This window comes from Mesorhizobium sp. B2-8-5, from assembly GCF_006440675.2.
Taxonomy (GTDB): Bacteria; Pseudomonadota; Alphaproteobacteria; order Rhizobiales; family Rhizobiaceae; genus Mesorhizobium.
In genome coordinates this window covers 2,601,161-2,619,053 of sequence record NZ_CP083951.1, presented here as the reverse complement: position 1 = coordinate 2,619,053, position 17,893 = coordinate 2,601,161, and the positions used below count along the sequence as shown (strand labels likewise).

Annotated in this window: 17 protein-coding genes; 9 read left to right on the top strand and 8 right to left on the bottom strand. The window is 63.8% G+C overall.

What is annotated here, in order from left to right; all coding sequences use genetic code 11:
* Positions 1–174: 174 nt before the first annotated feature.
* The 3 genes from FJ430_RS12800 (at position 175) to FJ430_RS12790 (ending at position 5,152) form a co-directional block, all read left to right on the top strand.
* A complete protein-coding gene (locus FJ430_RS12800; protein WP_140703835.1) occupies positions 175–1,704 on the top strand; it encodes a putative bifunctional diguanylate cyclase/phosphodiesterase in 1,530 nt (509 codons plus the stop codon).
* Between the two features lie 222 nt (positions 1,705–1,926).
* Positions 1,927–3,975, top strand: a complete 2,049-nt coding sequence (locus FJ430_RS12795) for an elongation factor G (RefSeq protein WP_140703836.1) — start codon at positions 1,927–1,929, stop codon at positions 3,973–3,975.
* A gap of 676 nt (positions 3,976–4,651) precedes the next feature.
* Positions 4,652–5,152, top strand: coding sequence for a methyltransferase family protein (locus FJ430_RS12790; protein WP_140703837.1), 501 nt, complete (start codon positions 4,652–4,654; stop codon positions 5,150–5,152).
* Between the two features lie 18 nt (positions 5,153–5,170).
* Here the strand turns inward: FJ430_RS12790 and FJ430_RS12785 are convergent, their stop codons facing one another.
* Positions 5,171–6,067 carry a LysR family transcriptional regulator gene (locus FJ430_RS12785; protein WP_140640770.1) on the bottom strand — a complete coding sequence of 299 codons (897 nt, stop codon included), beginning with the start codon at positions 6,065–6,067 and terminating at the stop codon, positions 5,171–5,173.
* A 72-nt stretch (positions 6,068–6,139) separates the two neighbouring features.
* The gene (gene trxB, locus FJ430_RS12780; protein ID WP_140703838.1) at positions 6,140–7,114 is read right to left on the bottom strand and encodes a thioredoxin-disulfide reductase; all 975 of its coding nucleotides are present in this window, start codon (positions 7,112–7,114) and stop codon (positions 6,140–6,142) included.
* A gap of 276 nt (positions 7,115–7,390) precedes the next feature.
* Between trxB and FJ430_RS12775 the strand changes: the two genes are divergently transcribed.
* Positions 7,391–7,867: an Lrp/AsnC family transcriptional regulator gene (locus FJ430_RS12775; RefSeq protein WP_140640772.1), complete on the top strand. Its 477-nt coding sequence runs from the start codon at positions 7,391–7,393 to the stop codon at positions 7,865–7,867.
* Positions 7,868–7,936: 69 nt separating this feature from the next.
* Here the strand turns inward: FJ430_RS12775 and FJ430_RS12770 are convergent, their stop codons facing one another.
* The 4 genes from FJ430_RS12770 to FJ430_RS12755 all read right to left on the bottom strand — a co-directional run bounded on the left by FJ430_RS12770 (position 7,937) and on the right by FJ430_RS12755 (position 11,412).
* Positions 7,937–8,569, bottom strand: coding sequence for a D-glycero-alpha-D-manno-heptose-1,7-bisphosphate 7-phosphatase (locus tag FJ430_RS12770; RefSeq protein WP_140703839.1), 633 nt, complete (start codon positions 8,567–8,569; stop codon positions 7,937–7,939).
* Positions 8,562–9,134: an SIS domain-containing protein gene (locus tag FJ430_RS12765; protein WP_140703840.1), complete on the bottom strand. Its 573-nt coding sequence runs from the start codon at positions 9,132–9,134 to the stop codon at positions 8,562–8,564. The genes FJ430_RS12770 and FJ430_RS12765 overlap by 8 nt, the downstream gene beginning before the upstream one ends.
* A gap of 7 nt (positions 9,135–9,141) precedes the next feature.
* The gene (rfaE1, locus tag FJ430_RS12760; RefSeq protein WP_140703841.1) at positions 9,142–10,626 is read right to left on the bottom strand and encodes a D-glycero-beta-D-manno-heptose-7-phosphate kinase; all 1,485 of its coding nucleotides are present in this window, start codon (positions 10,624–10,626) and stop codon (positions 9,142–9,144) included.
* 153 nt (positions 10,627–10,779) lie between these two features.
* Entirely contained in the window at positions 10,780–11,412 is a 633-nt protein-coding gene (locus FJ430_RS12755) for a LysE family translocator (protein ID WP_140703842.1), read from the bottom strand.
* Between the two features lie 153 nt (positions 11,413–11,565).
* Between FJ430_RS12755 and rfaD the strand changes: the two genes are divergently transcribed.
* Genes rfaD through waaC form a run of 3 tightly spaced genes read left to right on the top strand, consistent with a single transcriptional unit; the run spans position 11,566 to position 14,467 of the window.
* The gene (gene rfaD / locus FJ430_RS12750; RefSeq protein WP_140640782.1) at positions 11,566–12,516 is read left to right on the top strand and encodes an ADP-glyceromanno-heptose 6-epimerase; all 951 of its coding nucleotides are present in this window, start codon (positions 11,566–11,568) and stop codon (positions 12,514–12,516) included.
* Positions 12,489–13,496 (top strand): lipopolysaccharide heptosyltransferase II, encoded by a 1,008-nt coding sequence (waaF, locus tag FJ430_RS12745; protein WP_140703843.1) that lies wholly within the window; start codon positions 12,489–12,491, stop codon positions 13,494–13,496. Before rfaD ends, waaF begins: the two co-directional genes overlap by 28 nt.
* Positions 13,493–14,467: a lipopolysaccharide heptosyltransferase I gene (gene waaC, locus FJ430_RS12740; protein ID WP_140703844.1), complete on the top strand. Its 975-nt coding sequence runs from the start codon at positions 13,493–13,495 to the stop codon at positions 14,465–14,467. The genes waaF and waaC overlap by 4 nt, the downstream gene beginning before the upstream one ends.
* Before the next feature lie 276 nt (positions 14,468–14,743).
* Here waaC and greA read toward each other — a convergent pair whose 3' ends face one another.
* Positions 14,744–15,217 (bottom strand): transcription elongation factor GreA, encoded by a 474-nt coding sequence (greA, locus tag FJ430_RS12735; RefSeq protein ID WP_027168132.1) that lies wholly within the window; start codon positions 15,215–15,217, stop codon positions 14,744–14,746.
* Positions 15,218–15,480: 263 nt separating this feature from the next.
* Positions 15,481–16,017, bottom strand: a complete 537-nt coding sequence (locus FJ430_RS12730) for a tetratricopeptide repeat protein (RefSeq protein WP_140640788.1) — start codon at positions 16,015–16,017, stop codon at positions 15,481–15,483.
* A 178-nt stretch (positions 16,018–16,195) separates the two neighbouring features.
* On the opposite strand from FJ430_RS12730, the gene FJ430_RS12725 reads away from it, so the two are divergent.
* Entirely contained in the window at positions 16,196–16,621 is a 426-nt protein-coding gene (locus FJ430_RS12725; RefSeq protein WP_140703845.1) for a DUF3775 domain-containing protein, read from the top strand.
* A gap of 114 nt (positions 16,622–16,735) precedes the next feature.
* Entirely contained in the window at positions 16,736–17,743 is a 1,008-nt protein-coding gene (locus tag FJ430_RS12720) for an extensin family protein (RefSeq protein ID WP_413467871.1), read from the top strand.
* Positions 17,744–17,893 lie beyond the last annotated feature (150 nt).

Sequence of the window (17,893 nt, the reverse complement as noted above, 5' to 3'; positions counted from 1 at the left end):
GCCCCGCGATAGAGGCTCGTTAGCCGGTCAACAAACTGTCATAAATCGTTGCTTTTTAACCATAAAACGCCACCGCTCAATCCGGCGCTGATTAATGCCGCGGAACGGTCGCCGAACTCAGTGTTTGTTAACGGCTGAAGCCCTAGCCATGTCGCGTGCTGTGGGGGCGCGGACATGAGTATCTTGGCGACAATCAAGGATCACAGCGGCCGTATCTATCGCGGCATCCAGGCTTTGCTCGTGATGAGCATCGCCGCCACTGGGCTTGCGGCTTTCGCGCTGACGGAGAACGCCTCCCGCGCAGGCGCGCTGGCGGTATCGGTGGCATCGACCTTAATGGCGCTTTTGGTGTTGATGTATATGCGCTCGAGCGTCGTCCAGCGCCTGCAGTCGGCGGCGGATGCCGAGGCCGAGAAGCATCGCTTTCTCACCGTCGATGCCATGACCGGGGCCATGACCCGGCGCTATTTCATCGAAGCGCTGGGCGACTGGCTGGGCGGCTTGCGCAACCGTCGCCAGGCAAGCCTGCTTTTGATCGACCTCGATCATTTCAAGCAGCTCAACGACACGTTCGGCCATCAGTTCGGCGATCTGGCGCTGGCGCACCTGGTCGCGGAAGCCCAGCGCATCTTCGAGGACGGCGTCATCGGCCGGCTCGGCGGCGACGAGTTCGGCATCATGGTTCCGCATGGCGACGTCGCCATTATCAACAAGGACGCGCGCCGGCTGCTGGACGCGATGCGTGCCGGCAAGAGGCATGAAGGCAAGATCATTCCCCTGTCGATCTCGGTGGGCGTCGCGCTCGCGCCGTTGCATGCTTCGAACGGCGCTGAATTGATGCTGCTGGCCGATCTCGCGCTCTACGAAAGCAAGGCCGCCGGTCGCGGCCGCATCACCGTTTTCGATGAGGAGATGCTGTCGGACAAGCGTTATCGCCGCCTGGTGGAACGCGAACTGCGCGCCGCGGTCTATCTCGGCGAGCTGGAGCTGCACTATCAGCCGATCGTCAATCCCGACGGCTCGGTCGACGCGCTGGAAGGCTTGATCCGCTGGCGTCACCCGGTGCGCGGTTTGATCTCGCCGGCGGAATTCATCCCGATCGCCGAGCGCTCGACGCTGATCGACATGATCGGCGAGTGGGTCTTCAAGCGCGCCTGTGCCGATGTCGGGCATTTTCCCGGACGGCGTATCTCGATCAACGTCTCGGGCGAGCAGTTGAAGCGCGACGAGATCGTGACGATGTGCAACCGGATCCTGCGCGAAACCGGCCGGTCCGCATCGCAGTTCATCATCGAGATCACCGAGACGGTGGCGACGGCCGCGACGCCCGAGGTTCTGAGGCGCCTGGAGGCGCTGCGCGGCCTCGGCTTCCACATTGCGCTGGACGACTTCGGCACCGGCCATTGCGGTTTCAACTATCTGAAGTCGCTGCCCATCGACAGCGTCAAGATCGACCGCTCCTACATCCGCAGCCTCGCCCATGACCAGGTGGCGCAGATCTTCGTTTCCGCGCTTGCCCAGATCGCCCGCATCCAGGACATCGCCATCGTCGCGGAAGGCGTCGAAACCGCGGAGGAATTCGCCCTCGCCAGGACCGCCGGCTGCAGCCGTTTCCAGGGCTATTTCTTCGGCAAGCCCGCGCCGCGCGACAAGGCAAGCGCGTTGTGTGCAGCCGCCCGCGAACCGCTCGCCCTCACAGCCTGACATAGGAAATGGTGGCCTGACGACTCCAAGCCGGCGAACATCCTATTTTTCTTGCCCTCCCGGCGAACCCGTGTGACGATGGCTTTGGGAAGGGGTGGATAAACCCCGCCCGCGACGGCCGAACAGGCCGGCCGCCGCTCTGCACAGGGTGCGATCGGACGCAAAACCGGTTTTCACTTTTGCTGGTCGCTCTCTTGGGAAACGCCTGAGTGGAGGTCAGCCATGGGTACTCGCGCCGGAGGACGACGCACGGGACCGAAATGCATCGCCATAATCGGTCCCTTCGCAAGCGGTAAGACGACACTTCTCGAAGCCATACTCGCCCGCACGGGCGCCATTCCCCGCCAGTCACCAGTTTCGTCGGGCAACACTGTTTCCGATCATTCGCCCGAGGCCCGCGCTCACGCCATGAGCGTCGAGGCGACCTTCGCCACCACCGATTTCATGGGCGAGCAGATCACCTTCGTCGACTGCCCCGGCTCCATCGAATTCGCCTTCGAAGCCGAACCCGTGCTTGCCGCTTGCGACCTCGCTGTGGTCGTCGCCGAGGCCGACGAGAAGAAGATCCCGGCGCTCCAGCTCATCATGCGCAAGCTCGACGATCTCGCCATTCCGCGCATCCTGTTCCTCAACAAGGTCGATAAGGCGATCACGGGCGTGCGCGACACGCTGAAGATGCTGCAGCCGGCAAGTTCTGTGCCGCTGCTGCTGCGCCAGATTCCGGTGCGCAAGGACGGCGTCGTCATCGGCTCGATCGATCTGGCGCTGGAACGCGCCTACATCTACCGCGAATATGCCGAGAGCCAGGTCGCCGACATCGCGAACGACGACAAGGCGCGCGAGCTGGAGGCGCGGTTCTCCATGCTGGAGACGCTTGCCGACCATGACGATCACCTGATGGAGCAGTTGCTGGAGGAGATCGAGCCGCCGAAGGATGCGATCTTCGATGATCTCTCGGCCGACCTGCGCGCCGGCGCGGTGACGCCGGTGCTGATCGGCACGGCCGAGAAGGGCAATGGCGTGCTGCGCCTGTTGAAGGCCATTCGCCACGACGCGCCCGATGTCGAGGCAACCAGGAAGCGCCTTGGCGCGCCGGACGGCCAGACGGTGGTGCAGGTGATGAAGACCATCCACACTGCGCATGGCGGCAAGCTTTCGGTGTCGCGCGTGCTTTCCGGCCAATTGGCCGACGCGGCCGAGCTCTTCCTTTCCAACGGCGACACGGCGAAGGTTTCCGGCATCTACAAGATGCTCGGCAAGGACCAGACGAAGCTGACATCCGCCAAGGCGGGCGACACGGTCGCGCTCGGCAAGCTCGACGACGTCAAGACCGGCCAGACGCTGAGTTCGGCCAAGGGCGGCATCCGGCCATTGATCACGCTGGAACCGCCGCAGCCTGTCTTCGCCTTCGCGCTTCGCCCCAAGGAGCGCAAGGACGAGGTCAAAATGTCCGCGGCGATCCAGCGGCTTGCCGAGGAGGATCCATCGCTCAGCCTGCGCCACAACCAGGATTCCGCCGAAACCGTCCTGTCGGGCCACGGCGAAATGCATCTGCGCGTGGTTCGCGAGCGCCTCGAGGGCAAGAACCAGATCCCGATCGAGGGTCATGCCCCGGCGGTGCCTTACCGGGAGACGATCCGCAAAGGAGCGCAGCAGCGCGGCCGCCACAAGAAGCAGTCCGGCGGCCACGGCCAGTTCGGCGACGTGGTGATCGAGATCAAGCCGCTGCCGCGCGGGTCCGGTTTCCAGTTCTCCGACACCATCACCGGTGGCGTGGTGCCGAAAACCTACATTCAGTCGGTGGAGACCGGCATCCGCGACTACCTGAAGACAGGCCCGCTCGGCTTCCCGGTTGTCGACGTCGCCGTCAACCTGTCGGACGGCTCCTACCATGCCGTGGACTCCTCCGACATGGCCTTCCAGATGGCGGCGAAGCTCGCGATGAAGGAAGGCATGACCGCCTGTTCGCCGGTCCTGCTGGAGCCGGTGATGAAGGTCGAGATCGTCACGCCTTCGGACGCGACCTCGAAGATCATCGCGCTGATCCCGCAGCGGCGCGGCCAGATCCTCGGCTATGATGCAAGGCCCGACTGGCCCGGCTGGGACGTCGTCGAGGCGACCATGCCGCAGGCCGAAATCGGTGACCTGATCATCGAGCTGCGCTCGGCGACCGCCGGCGTCGCCAGCTACAAGGCCGCTTTCGACCACATGGCCGAGCTCACCGGCCGGCTCGCCGATGAGGCGATGAACGCCAACGGCAAAGCCGCCTGAGCAGGTCGCAGACTTCTGTTGAAGACATGAAAACGGCGTCCGGATGATCCGGACGCCGTTCCTATTGCGGACCGTTTTCCTGGGAGGCAACGGCTGGTCCGCCGCATCCGGAAAAATGGTTCGGACGCGGTGCTTGCCTGAGCCCGGTCTTCCGAGTGATGCCCCCATCTCCCGAACCGACCAACCGCGTCCTATCCTCTACTTAAACCATAGAGTTCGTCCGCGACATGTTACCCGATGTTACATGTCACTGTTACGTGGTGGATCCAGTCGTTTTTTTCCCGGCTCGAAGGCACGCGGGCAACAAAAAAGCCGGATCAATAAAGATCCGGCTGAGTTGATTGGAAGTGCCGATTAGGGCTAACCTCCAGAGGGGAACACTCGAGGGCGCTAATGGGAGGAGAACGCGCCCTGGAGATGACACTATATATGTGCTCATCATGCCCAAGAAACAAGCATCTATTTTGCAACACACGCATGCAAAAAGACGCAGGCTGTGGTCCAACCTATTCCTGGAACCCATAGGACCAGAAAAATCGCCGATTCCGGTGCGTTTCCGGCCCTAAAGCGACTGCTTAAATGCAAAATCGAGCTGATTTTGCTCGGAAATATGCGAATCGGCGAAATGATGTCGATTTCGGCAAGCCGAGTTTATTTTTACGGCAGGAGACCGACGATGCGAACTTTTTCGGCAATCGCCGGCAGCGCGCTGTTCCTTGTCGTTGCGCCGGGCGTCGTCGCCGGCCTGGCGCCATGGCTCTTGACCGACCGCTATCGCAAACCTCTGTCGGCTCTGCCGGGCTTCGTGCCTGCGGGCTCGCTTCTCGTGGTCGGAGCCGCCGCCATCCTGCTTCATGCCTTTGCCCGTTTTGCCCTCGAGGGCTTGGGCACGCCCGCTCCCGTGGCTCCGACCGAGAAACTGGTCGTCGGCGGCATCTACCGCCATGTGCGCAACCCAATGTACGTGGCGGTGCTGGCGATCATCCTTGGCCAGGCGCTGATCTTTTCGAGCTGGGCGATGCTGGTCTACGGCCTGATCGCCGCCGCGGCGATGGTCTCCTTCGTCAAGGTCTATGAAGAGCCGACGCTCGCCAACCGCTATGGCGCGGAATACGAAACCTACCGCCGCGCCGTCCCCGGCTGGCTGCCACGGCTGACGCCGTGGCGCGGGCAGTAGTTTCTCGGCCGGGCGTTTTTAGTAAGACCAGCTGCGGGCCTTGGCGATGATGAAATCGCGAAAAACGTGCAGCTTCGCCTGGTTCTTCATCGCGTCGGGATAGGCGAAATAGGTATCGAAGGACGGCACCTCGGTCTCCGGCAGCAACTGAACCAGGTTCGAGTCCTTGTTGATCACATAGTCCGGCAGCATGGCGATGCCGGCGCCGCCCTGCACGGCCCGCTTGATCGACAGGATGTCGTTGATCTGCAGCGTCGGCACCCGCTGCGCGCCCTCGAAATCGCCGACGGTCTCCAGCCAGTTCAGCTCCGACAGATGCGAAGGCACCGGCACGCCGAAGGTGACGATGCGGTGGTTTCTGAGCTCGGCGATCGAGGCCGGCCTGCTGAACTTGGCGATATAGGACGGCGCCGCGTAAAGGTGGAAATGCACCGTGAACAGCCGGCGCTGGATGAGGTCGGGCTGCTGCGGCTGGCGCAGCCGGATCGCGCAATCGGCCTGGCGCATGGTGAGGTCGAGCTCCTCATTGGCGAGGATCAGCTGCAGGCTGATCTCGGGATAGAGCTCGATGAATTCCTGCACCCGTTCGGTCAGCCAGCCGGCGCCCAAGCCCACCGTGGTCGTTACCCTGAGCACGCCCGACGGCCGGTCCTTGGTCTCGGTCAGCCGCGTCTTGATCGTTTCCAGCTTCATCAGCACGTCATGCGCCGTGCGGAACAGCATCTCGCCCTGCTCGGTCAGCACCAGGCCGCGCGCATGGCGGTGGAACAGCGCGACGCCGACATCATGCTCCAGCGCGCTGACCTGCCGCGAAATAGCCGATTGCGACAGATGCAGCGTCTCGGCGGCATGGGTGAACGACCCAGCCTCCGCCGCTGCGTGAAATACGCGTAATTTGTCCCAGTCCAGCGCCATGATTCCCCTCGCGTTGCCTTCGGCGTCTGAATGAAAAATCAGGCTTTTAAACGGCTTCTTTCAGCCGATCTGTCATTCCGCCGCTTCGCGGTGAACCTCGATGCCCGCCAGATATTTTTCCGCCTCGAGCGCTGCCATGCAGCCAAGCCCGGCCGCCGTCACCGCCTGGCGGTACACGTCGTCGGTGACGTCGCCGGCGGCGAAGACGCCGGGCACATCGGTGCGGGTGGAATCGGGCGCCGTCCACAGATAGCCGTTCGGCTTCTGCTTCAGCTTGCCGGCGAAGAGTTCCACCGCCGGCGCATGGCCGATGGCGACGAACACGCCGTCGACCGGCAGCTTCGATTCCTGGCCGGTCACCACGTTGCGCAGCGTCAGGCCCTCGACCGAGGGCGGCAGCGGCGCCTTGCCCGGCCGTCCGGTGATCTCGTCGACGACCGTGTCCCAGATGACGCGGACATTGTCCTTCTTGAGCAGCCGCTCGCGCAGGATGCGCTCGGCGCGGAAATCGCCGCGCCGGTGGATGACGGTGACGCTCTTGGCGAGGTTCGACAGATAGAGCGCCTCCTCCACCGCGGAATTGCCGCCGCCCACCACCGCGACGTCCTTGCCGCGATAGAAGAAGCCGTCGCAGGTGGCGCAGGCCGAAACGCCGAAGCCCATGAAAGTCTGCTCCGACGGGATGCCCAGCCACTTGGCCTGCGCGCCGGTGGCGATGATCAAGGCGTCCGCCGTGTAGACCGTGCCGGAGTCGCCTGTGGCGCGAAACGGCCGCACATTGAGGTCGACCTCGGTGATGATGTCGTTGATGACGTCGGTGCCGACATGCTCGGCCTGCTTGAGCATCTGCTCCATCAGCCAGGGGCCCTGGATCGGATCGGCGAAGCCGGGATAGTTCTCGACGTCGGTAGTGATCATCAATTGGCCGCCCTGCTGCAGGCCGGCGACCAGCATCGGCTTCAGCATGGCGCGCGCGGCGTAGACCGCCGCCGTGTAGCCGGCCGGGCCGGAACCGATGATAAGAACGGGCGCATGTTTGGTGTTCATGAAAGTCCCCTGCGGCGCGCAGCCGTGGTTTGTCGCGCGTAATGTAAGTGTTGCCCGTGAGACCAGCAAGGCAGGTTGGCTTTCGTCCCCGGAAAGCTTCGTTCCCCGCCTATCGGGCCATATCGCCGCCCGTCACCGATGCATGTCGTCCAGAGATATGCGCGGCTCTGGGATCACGGCATGCCTCAAAACAGGGAGAAAATCATCGCAAAGCTATGGCCTCTGGCGCGAAACCAAATTACAAAATTGCGAAAGATTCTTGCGCGAAAGTCCTTCATGCCGCTGAAAGCCGATCTCGACGCCATCGACTGGAAGATCCTGCGCGAACTGCAGGGCGACGGCCGCATGACCAATGTCGAACTGTCCAACCGGGTCGGCATCTCGGCGCCGCCTTGCCTGCGCCGCGTCAGGCGGCTGGAAGAGGCCGGCATCATCCGCGGCTACCGCGCGCTTCTCAACGCCCCGGCACTGGGCATGGATGTCGTCGCCTTCTGCCTGATCGGCCTGCATCATCAGGCCGATGCCGAACTGAAAGCCTTCGCCGAGCGCACGCGCGGCTGGCCGATCGTGCGCGACGCCTGGATGGTGTCGGGCGAATCCGACTTCCTGCTGCATTGCGTGGCAAGCGACCTCGGCACCTTCCAGACCTTCGTCATCGAGGAGCTTGCTTCGGCGCCCAATGTGGACACCGTGCGCACCGCCTTGACCATCCGCCGCGTCAAGGATGAGGGCCTGGTGGCTTTTCCGACTTAATGTGCCGGCTTCCGGAAATTCACCTGCAAAAACAAGCGGTTTAGCTCGGGGCTTTGAATCAAACCGCGATCAGAGCGACCGTATCGCAGTAAGCAGCGCCTCAAGGTCATGAGCGCCGCGCAACGGCAAAACCGAGAGCCCGCCCATCGTCGAGCCTTCGCCGTCGACCAGCCAGCCACGCGCAAGGCCGGCGCGCTGGCCGGCTTCCATATCGGCCGGCTTGTCGCCGACGATCAGCGATCGCTTGAGATCGAGGCCGAGCCGCCGGCCCGCCTCCAGCAGCATGCCCGGATTGGGCTTGCGCATCGGATGGTCGGCAACCGCTAGCGGATCCTTGCCGGCGTCGTGGTAGGCGCAGGCAAGAACCATGTCGACAAACGCGTTTTGTTCAGCCATGAGGCCGAGCACGCGCTCGTTGACCCTGGCGAACGCATCCCAGCCGAAATAGCCGCGTGCGATGCCGGACTGGTTGGTGACGACAACGACCGGAATCCCGCGCCGGTTCGCGGCCTCGATGGCAAGTATGATATCGTCGCGCAGCTCTACATCGGCCGGATTGTCGGGATAGCCAGTATCGACATTGATGGTGCCGTCACGGTCGAGAAACAGCGCCGGTCGGCCGGCCGCAAAGACCTTGCTACCAATCCGCTCCACCCATAGGCCGGGCTCGACGAGCGGAAAGGCGGACTCGCCCTCAGCCATTGCTGAGACGCGCTTCGACCGCCTCGCACAGATGATGATAGAGGCACAAATGCCCCTGCTGGATGATCGGCGTCGAGGTCGACGGCACGTTGAGCAGGATGTCGGTCAGCGGCCTGAGCTTGCCGCCGGTGTCGCCGGTCAGGCTGATCACCGTCATCTCCATCACACGCGCCTGCTCGGCGGCGGCAAGAATGCTTGGCGAGTTGCCGCTGGTCGAGATGGCCAGCAGCACCGCGCCTTCCGATCCATGCGCCTCGACCTGGCGCGAGAAGACGGTGTCGAAGCCGTAGTCGTTGCCCCAGGCCGTCAGCACTGCGGCGTTGGCCGGCAGCGCGATGACGTTATAGGCCTTGCGTTCCTTCAGGAAGCGGCCGACCAGCTCGCCGGCGATGTGGATGGCGTCGCTCGCCGAGCCGCCATTGCCGCAGATCAGCAGCGCCTTGCCTTGCGACAGCGCCTTGACGACGGTCGCGACGGCGCGCTCCATTTCCGCGGTGAGGTCGCGTTCAACCATCGCTGAGATCGCCGCCGCGGAGCGGACAAGATAATCGTTCAAGTCAGACATGAGATCCTCAGTTTGCGGCACGCAGCTTGCCGATGGTGTTCGTCGTGCTCTTGCCGGCGACGAGATCGACCAGCACCACGCGCCCGCCCGCCTTCTGCACGACATCGGCACCGACCACGGTCTCGACCGTGTAATCCGCGCCCTTGACCAGGATGTCCGGCAGAAGCGCCTCGATCAGCTTCAGCGGCGTGTCTTCCTCGAAGACGACGACGGCATCGACCGACGCGAGCGCGGCCAGCACGCAGGCGCGATCATGCTGGTTGTTGACCGGGCGCCCCGGCCCTTTCAGCCGGTGCACCGAGGCGTCGCTGTTGAGGCCGAGCACCAGCCGGTCGCACTGGCTGCGCGCGGCATGCAGCAGGCTGACATGGCCGGCATGCAGGATGTCGAAGCAGCCATTGGTGAAGCCGACGGTCAGCCCCTCTTCCTTCCAGGCTGCCACCATCCTGGCCGCCGCATTGGCGTCAAGAATGGCATCGGTATGAGACGTCGGCCCATGCGAGCGGAACAACGCGCCGGACAGTTCCTCGACGTTCAGCCGCGCCGTGCCGCGTTTTCCCACCACGACGCCGCCGGCGGCATTGGCGATGACGGCGGCATGCACCCGGTCGGCGCCGGCGGCGAGTGACAGCGCGAAACTGGCGATGACCGTGTCACCTGCGCCGGAAACGTCGAACACCTCGCGCGCCTGGGTGGAGATGTGGCGGGCATCCTCGGCGGAGACCACGCTCATCCCCTTCTCGCTGCGCGTGGCGACGATGAACTCGAAATCATGCGCGGCAATCAAGTCGCGCGCCGCGGCTACGATCTCGTCGTCGCCGAACACCTTGCGCCCGACAGCCTCGCCAAGCTCCTTGCGGTTCGGCGTCACTGCCGTAGCACCTGCATAGCGCGCGTAATCGCGCCCCTTCGGATCGACCAGCACCGGCTTGCCGGCATCGCGGCAGATCGCGATCAACTCGCCGGCGACGCCGTCGAGCAGGATGCCCTTGCCGTAGTCGGAGAGGATGACGATGTCGGCGCGGTCAAGCGCGGCCTGGAAATGATCGATGAGCTTCGCCCGCTCGGCTGAAGTGAGCGGTTTGATCTCTTCCTCGTCGAAACGCAGCACCTGCTGGTTGAGCGCGCTGAAACGGCTTTTCGACGAGGTCATGCGGTCCTGGCGCTGCAGGAGCCCGTCCGCGTCGACGCCGATCTCGCTGAGCATCCGCATCAGATTGTTACCCGCCTGGTCGGCGCCGATCACCGACACGGGTATGGCGGCAGCACCCAGCGAAACGATGTTGGAGACGACATTGCCGGCGCCGCCCATGTTCAACGTCTCGCCCTTTCCATGCAGCACGGGAATGGGGGCTTCCGGCGAGATACGCTCGATCACGCCGCTGACGAAGCGGTCGAGGATGAAATCGCCCACCACCAGCACGGTGACGTCGCCGAACCGGGCGATGGTGCGATGCAAAGGTTCCGGAGAAGGCGGATTGTGCTTGATCATCTCACTCGAGGTCTGCCTGAAGACGGCCGGACTTGATTAGGTTTCAGCGCCGGAATTGTGGCGTGGGCTACTCAAGGCGATGCCGATATACCGCAATTCGGGCGAGCGCAACGGCAGGCCCGACGCGGACCCAAGCCGGAGACGGCTGCGCAATCAGCTCTTCTGCAGGGCGACGTGGACGCCGAGGCCGACCAGCACGGCGCCACCCGCACGCTGCATCAGCCGCTGCGCTCGGCCCGAGCGCCGCAGCCGGGCGATCATCGCACCGGCCAGGAACACGCAGGAGATGTCGGCCGAGGAAAACATCAGATTGACGATGGTTCCCAGCACCACGAACTGCAGCCAGACCGGCAACGCCGCCGAAGCGTCGATGAACTGCGGCAGGAACGCCATGAAGAAGATCGCCGTCTTGGGATTGAGCACCTCGACGGTGATGCTCTCGAAAAAGGCCCGGCGGGCCGATTTCCGCTCGATCGCGGGCTGCGCCGTCTCGCCATCCGCGCGCTTGCGGAAGAGACAAACGCCGAGCCAGATCAGATAGAGCGCGCCGATGAGCTTGACCGCCATGTAGAGCGGCGGCACGGCGTGGAACAGCACGGACAGGCCAGTGGCGGCAGCGAAGACATGGAAATAGCCGCCGAGATGGATGCCCAGCGCCGCCGTCAGCCCCGACCAGCGCCCGCGCGCCATGGTCTGCGCCGCCGCATAAAGCATGGCGGGGCCGGGTATATAGGCGAAGATCGCCGTGGTGGCGAAGAACGCGATGAGCAGCTCTGTCGACGGCATTCTTGGTCCCTCATGGTACTGCGGGTAGCGAATGCCTACTGAAGCGGGAGCTTTGCGGCTTCACTGTGATGCACCGGAGCGCCTGTTTTATCGACACTCCCGTCCACCTCCCCTATAAGGGCCGGAATCGGCAACGGAGCAAGGCTGAAAAGCATGATCATCGTCACGGGCGGCGCCGGCATGATCGGCTCCAACATCGTCGCCGCTCTCAACGCCGAGGGGCATGACGACATCGTCGTCGTCGACGACCTCACCGACGGCCACAAGATCGCCAACCTCGCCGACCTGCGCATCGCCGACTATCTCGACAAGGACGATTTTCTCGCCCGGATCGAGGACGGCGCGCTCGGCCGCATCGAGGCCGTCTTCCATCAAGGCGCCTGCTCGACCACCACCGAATGGAACGGCAAGTTCATGATGGAGGTGAACTACGCCTATTCCAAGCGCCTGCTCCATGCCTGCCTCGGACTGCGTGTCCCGTTCCTCTATGCCTCCTCGGCGTCGGTCTATGGCGGCGGCTCAGAATTTCGCGAAGAGCCGGAGTGCGAGCGCCCGCTCAACGTCTATGCCTATTCGAAGAAGCTGTTCGACGACTATGTCCGCCGTAACGTCTTCGACACCGATCATTCGCAGGTGGCGGGCCTGCGCTATTTCAACGTCTATGGACCGCGCGAGGCGCATAAGGGCGCCATGGCTTCGGTCGCTTTCCATCTGTTCAACCAGGTCGAACGCGGCGAAAACCCGAAGCTGTTCGGCGCTTATGGCGATTTCGGCCCCGGCGAGCAGAGCCGCGACTTCATCCATGTCGGCGACGTCGCGGAGGTCAATCTGTGGCTGTGGAAACGCGGCACGAGCGGCATCTTCAATTGCGGCACCGGCCGCGCCCAGCCGTTCCGCGCCATCGCCGAGACGGTCATCGACACGCTGGGCAAGGGCGAGATCGAATTCATCCCCTTCCCTGACCATCTCAAGGGCAGCTACCAGAGTTTCACACAGGCTGATATGTCCCGCTTGCGCGCGGCCGGCTACAATGGCCAATTCCGTACAGTCGAAACCGGCGTCAGGGACTATGTCGAATGGCTGAAGGCCCAACGATCCTCGTGATCGGCCCACGCTGGGTGGGCGACATGGTCATGGCGCAGTGCCTGTTTGCGGCGCTGAAGGAAAGGCATCCGCACGCCGCCATCGACGTGCTGGCGCCGGCCTGGGCGGCACCACTGGTCAAGCGCATGCCCGAGATACGCAGCCAGATCGACTTTCCGCTGATGCCGGGAGCGCTCGAATTCCGCAGCCGCAGGCGCTTCGGCCGCCTGCTGCGTGGCCGCTACGACATGGCCTATGTGCTGCCGGGAAGCTGGAAATCGGCGCTGATCCCGTTCTTTGCCCGCATCCCGCATCGTGTCGGCAATTTGCGCGAGATGCGCTATGGCCTGCTGACCGATGTCGTGCCGCTGCCCGAAGCGCTGAAACGGCGCACGGCGCGCGCCTATTTCGGCCTCGCGCGCGGCGGCACCTTTCGCGCGCCGAGGCTTACCGTCGACGAGGCCAACCAGGCGGATTTGCTGGCGCGCTTCGCGCTGACCGGCCGTAAATTCGTGGCGCTCATGCCCGGCGCCGAATTCGGCCCGGCAAAACGCTGGCCGAGCGATCGCTATGCCGGGCTTGCCCGGGACATGATGGCCAAGGGTCTGGGCGTCGCGCTGCTCGGCTCGAAGAACGATGCCGACGTGACCGGTGAGATCGCAGCCCTTGCGCCAGGCGCCATCGACCTGGCCGGCAAGACACGGCTGGAGGATGCCATCGACCTGATCGCCGCGGCGAAGCTTGCGGTCTCGAACGACAGCGGACTGATGCATGTCGCGGCCGCCGTCGGTACGCCGATCGTCGCCGTCTACGGTTCGACCTCGCCGCAAAACACGCCGCCGCTCAGCGAGCGCTCCGAGCTGATCTGGCTGCATCTGTCCTGCTCGCCCTGCCATAAGAAGATCTGCCCGCTCGGGCATCTCAACTGCCTGAACACGCTCGATGTCGCGCGTGTCACCGCCGCGGCCGACCGCTTGCTCAAGGTTCCGGCGGCGGCATGAAGGTGCTGATCGTCAAGACGTCGTCGATGGGCGATGTCATTCACACTTTTCCCGCCGTCGAGGACGCGGTGCGAAATTGCCCCGATGTAAGCTTCGATTGGTGCGTGGAGGAGCCGTTTGCCGGTATCGTGGCCTTACATCCGGCGATCGGCACCATCCACAAGGTGGCGATCCGGCGCTGGCGCAAGCGGCTTCTCGACGGCCAAACCTGGCGCGAGATGGCAAGTCTGCGGCGGGCGCTGCGAGCGGAAAACTACGACCTTGTCATTGACGCCCAAGGCTTGCTGAAATCGGCCCTGGTCGCCATCCAGGCCGGCGCGCCGATTGCCGGTTTCGACCGGGCCAGCGCCCGCGAACCTTCGGCGACATTGTTTTACCGGCACAGATATGCCGTGCCGCGCGACCTGCACGCCATCGAACGCACCAGGCGGCTGTTCGGGCTGGCGCTTGGCTATCAGCCCGACCTGTCGACGCTTCACTCAGGCATCGTGCCGCCGGCGGGCAACCTGCCTGGCATTGAAGGCCGAGCCGCCTTCCTGCTGCACGGCACCAGCCGCGAGGAGAAGAAATGGCCGGTCGAAGATTGGATCGAAACCGCGCGCCAACTGGCCGGGCGGCAGTTCACGCCGGTGGTCACTTGGTCGAACGAGGCGGAAAAGAAGGTGGCGGAAGCCATTGCCGGTGCCGTGCCAGGGACGGTGCTCGTTCCGAAATCGCCGCTCGCGGACATCGCCGCAATCCTCGGCCGCTCGACGCTGGTCATCGGCGCCGACACCGGCCTCACCCACCTCGCCAGCGCCTTCGGCCTGCCGACGGTCGCCATTTTCCTGGCGACGGAGCCAGGTCTCACCGGCCCGCGCGGGAAGTTTGCATCGACCTTGCTGGCGCCGTCCGGCGGCAAGGTCACACCGGCTGAGGTCGTGGCGGAGGCGGAACGGTTGCTGGCGCTCAGATCAAACGCGCCAGCCTAGGCCGCATGCTGTTTCGTCATCCACGGGCGGAGCAAGGAGCGAAGCAGCGCAGACCCGAGGATCCATGCCGTGACGTCGAGGCGCCGCCGCGATGCAGAATTCTGCTCTGCTGCACCCTTCGCGCGAGGTCACGGAATGGATCCTCGGGTCTCCGCGACGCCGCTTCGCGGCTGCTCCGCCCGTGGATGACGACGTCAGGGATGCTTCAGCCAATTCCGAACGTTTAGATCAGGATGACAAGTCAATGAAACGTCATCCTGGATCTAGCGAAGCGCGCTAAATAAACTGCACCTGGACGATCTCATACCCTCGGGCTCCGCCCGGAGCATTGACCTCGATGGCGTCGCCGACTTCCTTGCCGATGAGCGCCCGCGCGATCGGCGAGGAGATCGAGATGCGGCCGGACTTCACGTCCGCTTCCTGGTCGCCGACGATCTGGTAGGTCTTCTTTTCCTCGGTGTCCTCGTCGACGAGAACGACGGTCGCGCCGAACTTCACTTTGTCGCCGGACAGCTTGGAGACGTCGATAACCTCGGCCCGCGCGATCAGATCCTCGAGCTCGTTGATGCGGCCCTCATTGTGGCTCTGCGACTCCTTCGCCGCGTGATATTCGGCATTTTCCGACAGGTCGCCATGCGAGCGCGCTTCGGAGATCGCCTCGATGATACGGGGACGTTCCTCCTGCTGACGCCAGCGAAGTTCTTCCTTCAATGACGCGAACCCCTCGCCTGTCATCGGGACCTTGATCATATGCCTGACCTTTCCTGCCGCCACCCCCGCTTTTCGGGAGCAGCCTTGTCAATGGGTACAAAAAGAAAACGGTCCGGCAGCCTCGGGCTAACGGAACCGTTTCACCACAATTTCCCTGAATATAGCGATCTTCGCGCGATTTTCACGCCCAAAAATTGAAGTTCGGCAAAATGATCACCGCTTTCGCGGGCCCGCGGCTGACGGCGAACAACAAAAACCGGCTGTGAGCAATCACAGCCGGTTCGAGAGATGTCGAGCCCTGCTCAGCTCCTCAGGAAATGATCGATCTGCTCGGACAGCATGCCGTATTCGCGCGAGCCCTTGCCGGTCCGCTTTTCGATTTCCTGGAGCTGCTGCTGGGCGCCGGCGAGATCGCCGATCTGCAGATGCGCTTCGCCGAGATATTCGCGCACCAGCGTGTAGTTCGGGTCGATGCGAAGCGCTTCCTCGTAATAGCCAAGGCCGACCGTGACGCGGCCGGAATGGCGATGCGAATAGCCGAGATAGTTGAGGATGCGCGGATCCTGCTTGTTGGCGGCAAGCGTCAGCACTGAGATCGCCTCGTCATAGCGCCCGGCCATCGCCAGATCGTGGCCGGCCTCATAGATGCTGTCGTCATCCAGCATGCCATATTGCGGCACGACGCATTTCTTCTTTTTCTTGTCCCAAACCTCGCCCTTCTTGCAGGTGGTGGTCGTCTGGCCACCGCTGCTGCCGCCTTCACCAGCTGCAAAAGCCGGCGCAACGAACAGCGGCAGCGCCGCAATAGCCATGACCTGAACAAGCAAACGTCTGCGCATCGAAGCCTCCATGAGCGTGACAATGCCAGATTAACGCCGCTTTGGCGCGGTTTCATCCCGAAATGCGGGTAGCTGCCGAACTATTTTGGACGGCCGGACAGAAGCCGTTACCGCCAGACGTGACGCGCGCTTTAATTCCGCTATCATCGGGGCCAAGCGCATCACGTGGAGAAGGATCGTGCAGCAGCGCCTCGAGAAGGAGTGGGACCTTTCGATCGATCCGGACACGGTGCGCCTGTTCATCCTCAAGGCCAAGGCGCTGAGCGCCGCCGTAAACGAGGACTATGACGACGGCGCCGAGCACGAGATCGAGTTCGACGGCGACACCCATGCCAGCCATCACCATGACGGCCTTGTCGAGGAAGCCGCGGAAGACCTCACCGAGGAGGAATTCCGCGAGCTGATCAACGATCTCAATATCGACGAAGCGGCCGAACTGATCGCGCTCGCCTGGGTCGGACGCGGCGACTATGACGCATCCGAATGGGCGGACGCGGTGGCCGCGGCTAGGGAGCGTCCCAGGAAGCGCACGGCCAAGTATCTGCTCGGCCTGCCGATGCTTGCCGACTGGCTGGAGGAAGGCCTTGAAGCCATCGGCGCGTAACGCGCCGGTAACCGATTGTGATCGGCAAGGCGGGTCGCGCAGGCAACTTCGCGACGCGACCGCCGTTTCCGGGCGATGGCAACGCTGAGCCTTTCACGATTTTGCAGACTGGCGCTGCCTGTGGCGGCTGCGATCCTGCTGGTTACGCCGGCCGCCGCCAAGCATCATCATCGGCATAAGAGGCACCTGCCGCCGGCCGGCCAAAGCGCCGCTCCGGCGCCGCAAACGCCTGCGGCGACACCGGTTCCGGGGTCGCGTCCGCGGGATATGGAGAACGGCGCCGATAGGTCCGGGCGAGACAAAAGCGGCCTCGACAGCAATGACGACTTTCTCAACCAGGACAAGTCGCATCCGAAATGGGATGCCCGCCCGCCACGTTCGAAGGGCGCTCAATCCGGGCCGCGGACGCAATCCGAACCGCAGACGCCGGATGTCGTACCCACGCCCCCGCAGAAGCCCACCGAACTGGAGCCCGAGCCGCCGGAAACTGGGCCGCAACCATCGGAAAAACCCGAACCGCCGGGCGAGGAAAAGATGCTTCCCGATCCGCGTTCCGCCGAGATGCCGGCCGACAAGATGCCGGCGGAGGAAACCGCATGCCGGGAAAGGCTGAAGGCGCTTGGCATCGAATTCGAGGAGCACAAGGCCGAGCACGACGCGGAAATCGGCTGCTCGATTCCCTATCCGATAATTTTGAAAACGCTTGGCAAATCCATCGGTATCAGCCCCGGCACCGAGCTCAACTGCCAGATGGCGGAGGCGGCCGCGCGCTTCATGGCCGATGTCGTCCAGCCCACGGCGAAGGCCGAACTCGGGGCCGACCTGAAGTCGATCAACCAGACTTCGGCCTTTGTCTGCCGGCCGCGCCACGGCACGCGCAAACTGTCGGAACACGCCTTCGGCAACGCGCTCGACATCGCCAGCTTCACCTTGTCGGACGGGAGGACGATCGAGGTCGGGCCGGCGCCGCCGGAGAAGGACGCGAAGTTCCTCAACGCGGTGCGCAAGGCTGCCTGCGGGCCATTCAAGACGGTGCTCGGGCCGGGCGCCGACGCCGACCATGCGCTGCATTTCCACCTCGACCTGGAACCGCGCCGCCACGGCGGCACTTTTTGCCAGTAAGCGCGATATCGAAAGTCCCGGGTCACGTCCGGCAAGAACAGCGCCGCAATTCCGCCCCATGCGTGAATGGGGCCGCTGATCTTTCCTTTACTCTTGGCGATTAATCTTGTGCCATTCGGGGACAAGGACGCCTTTCAATGGCTCGAAGAC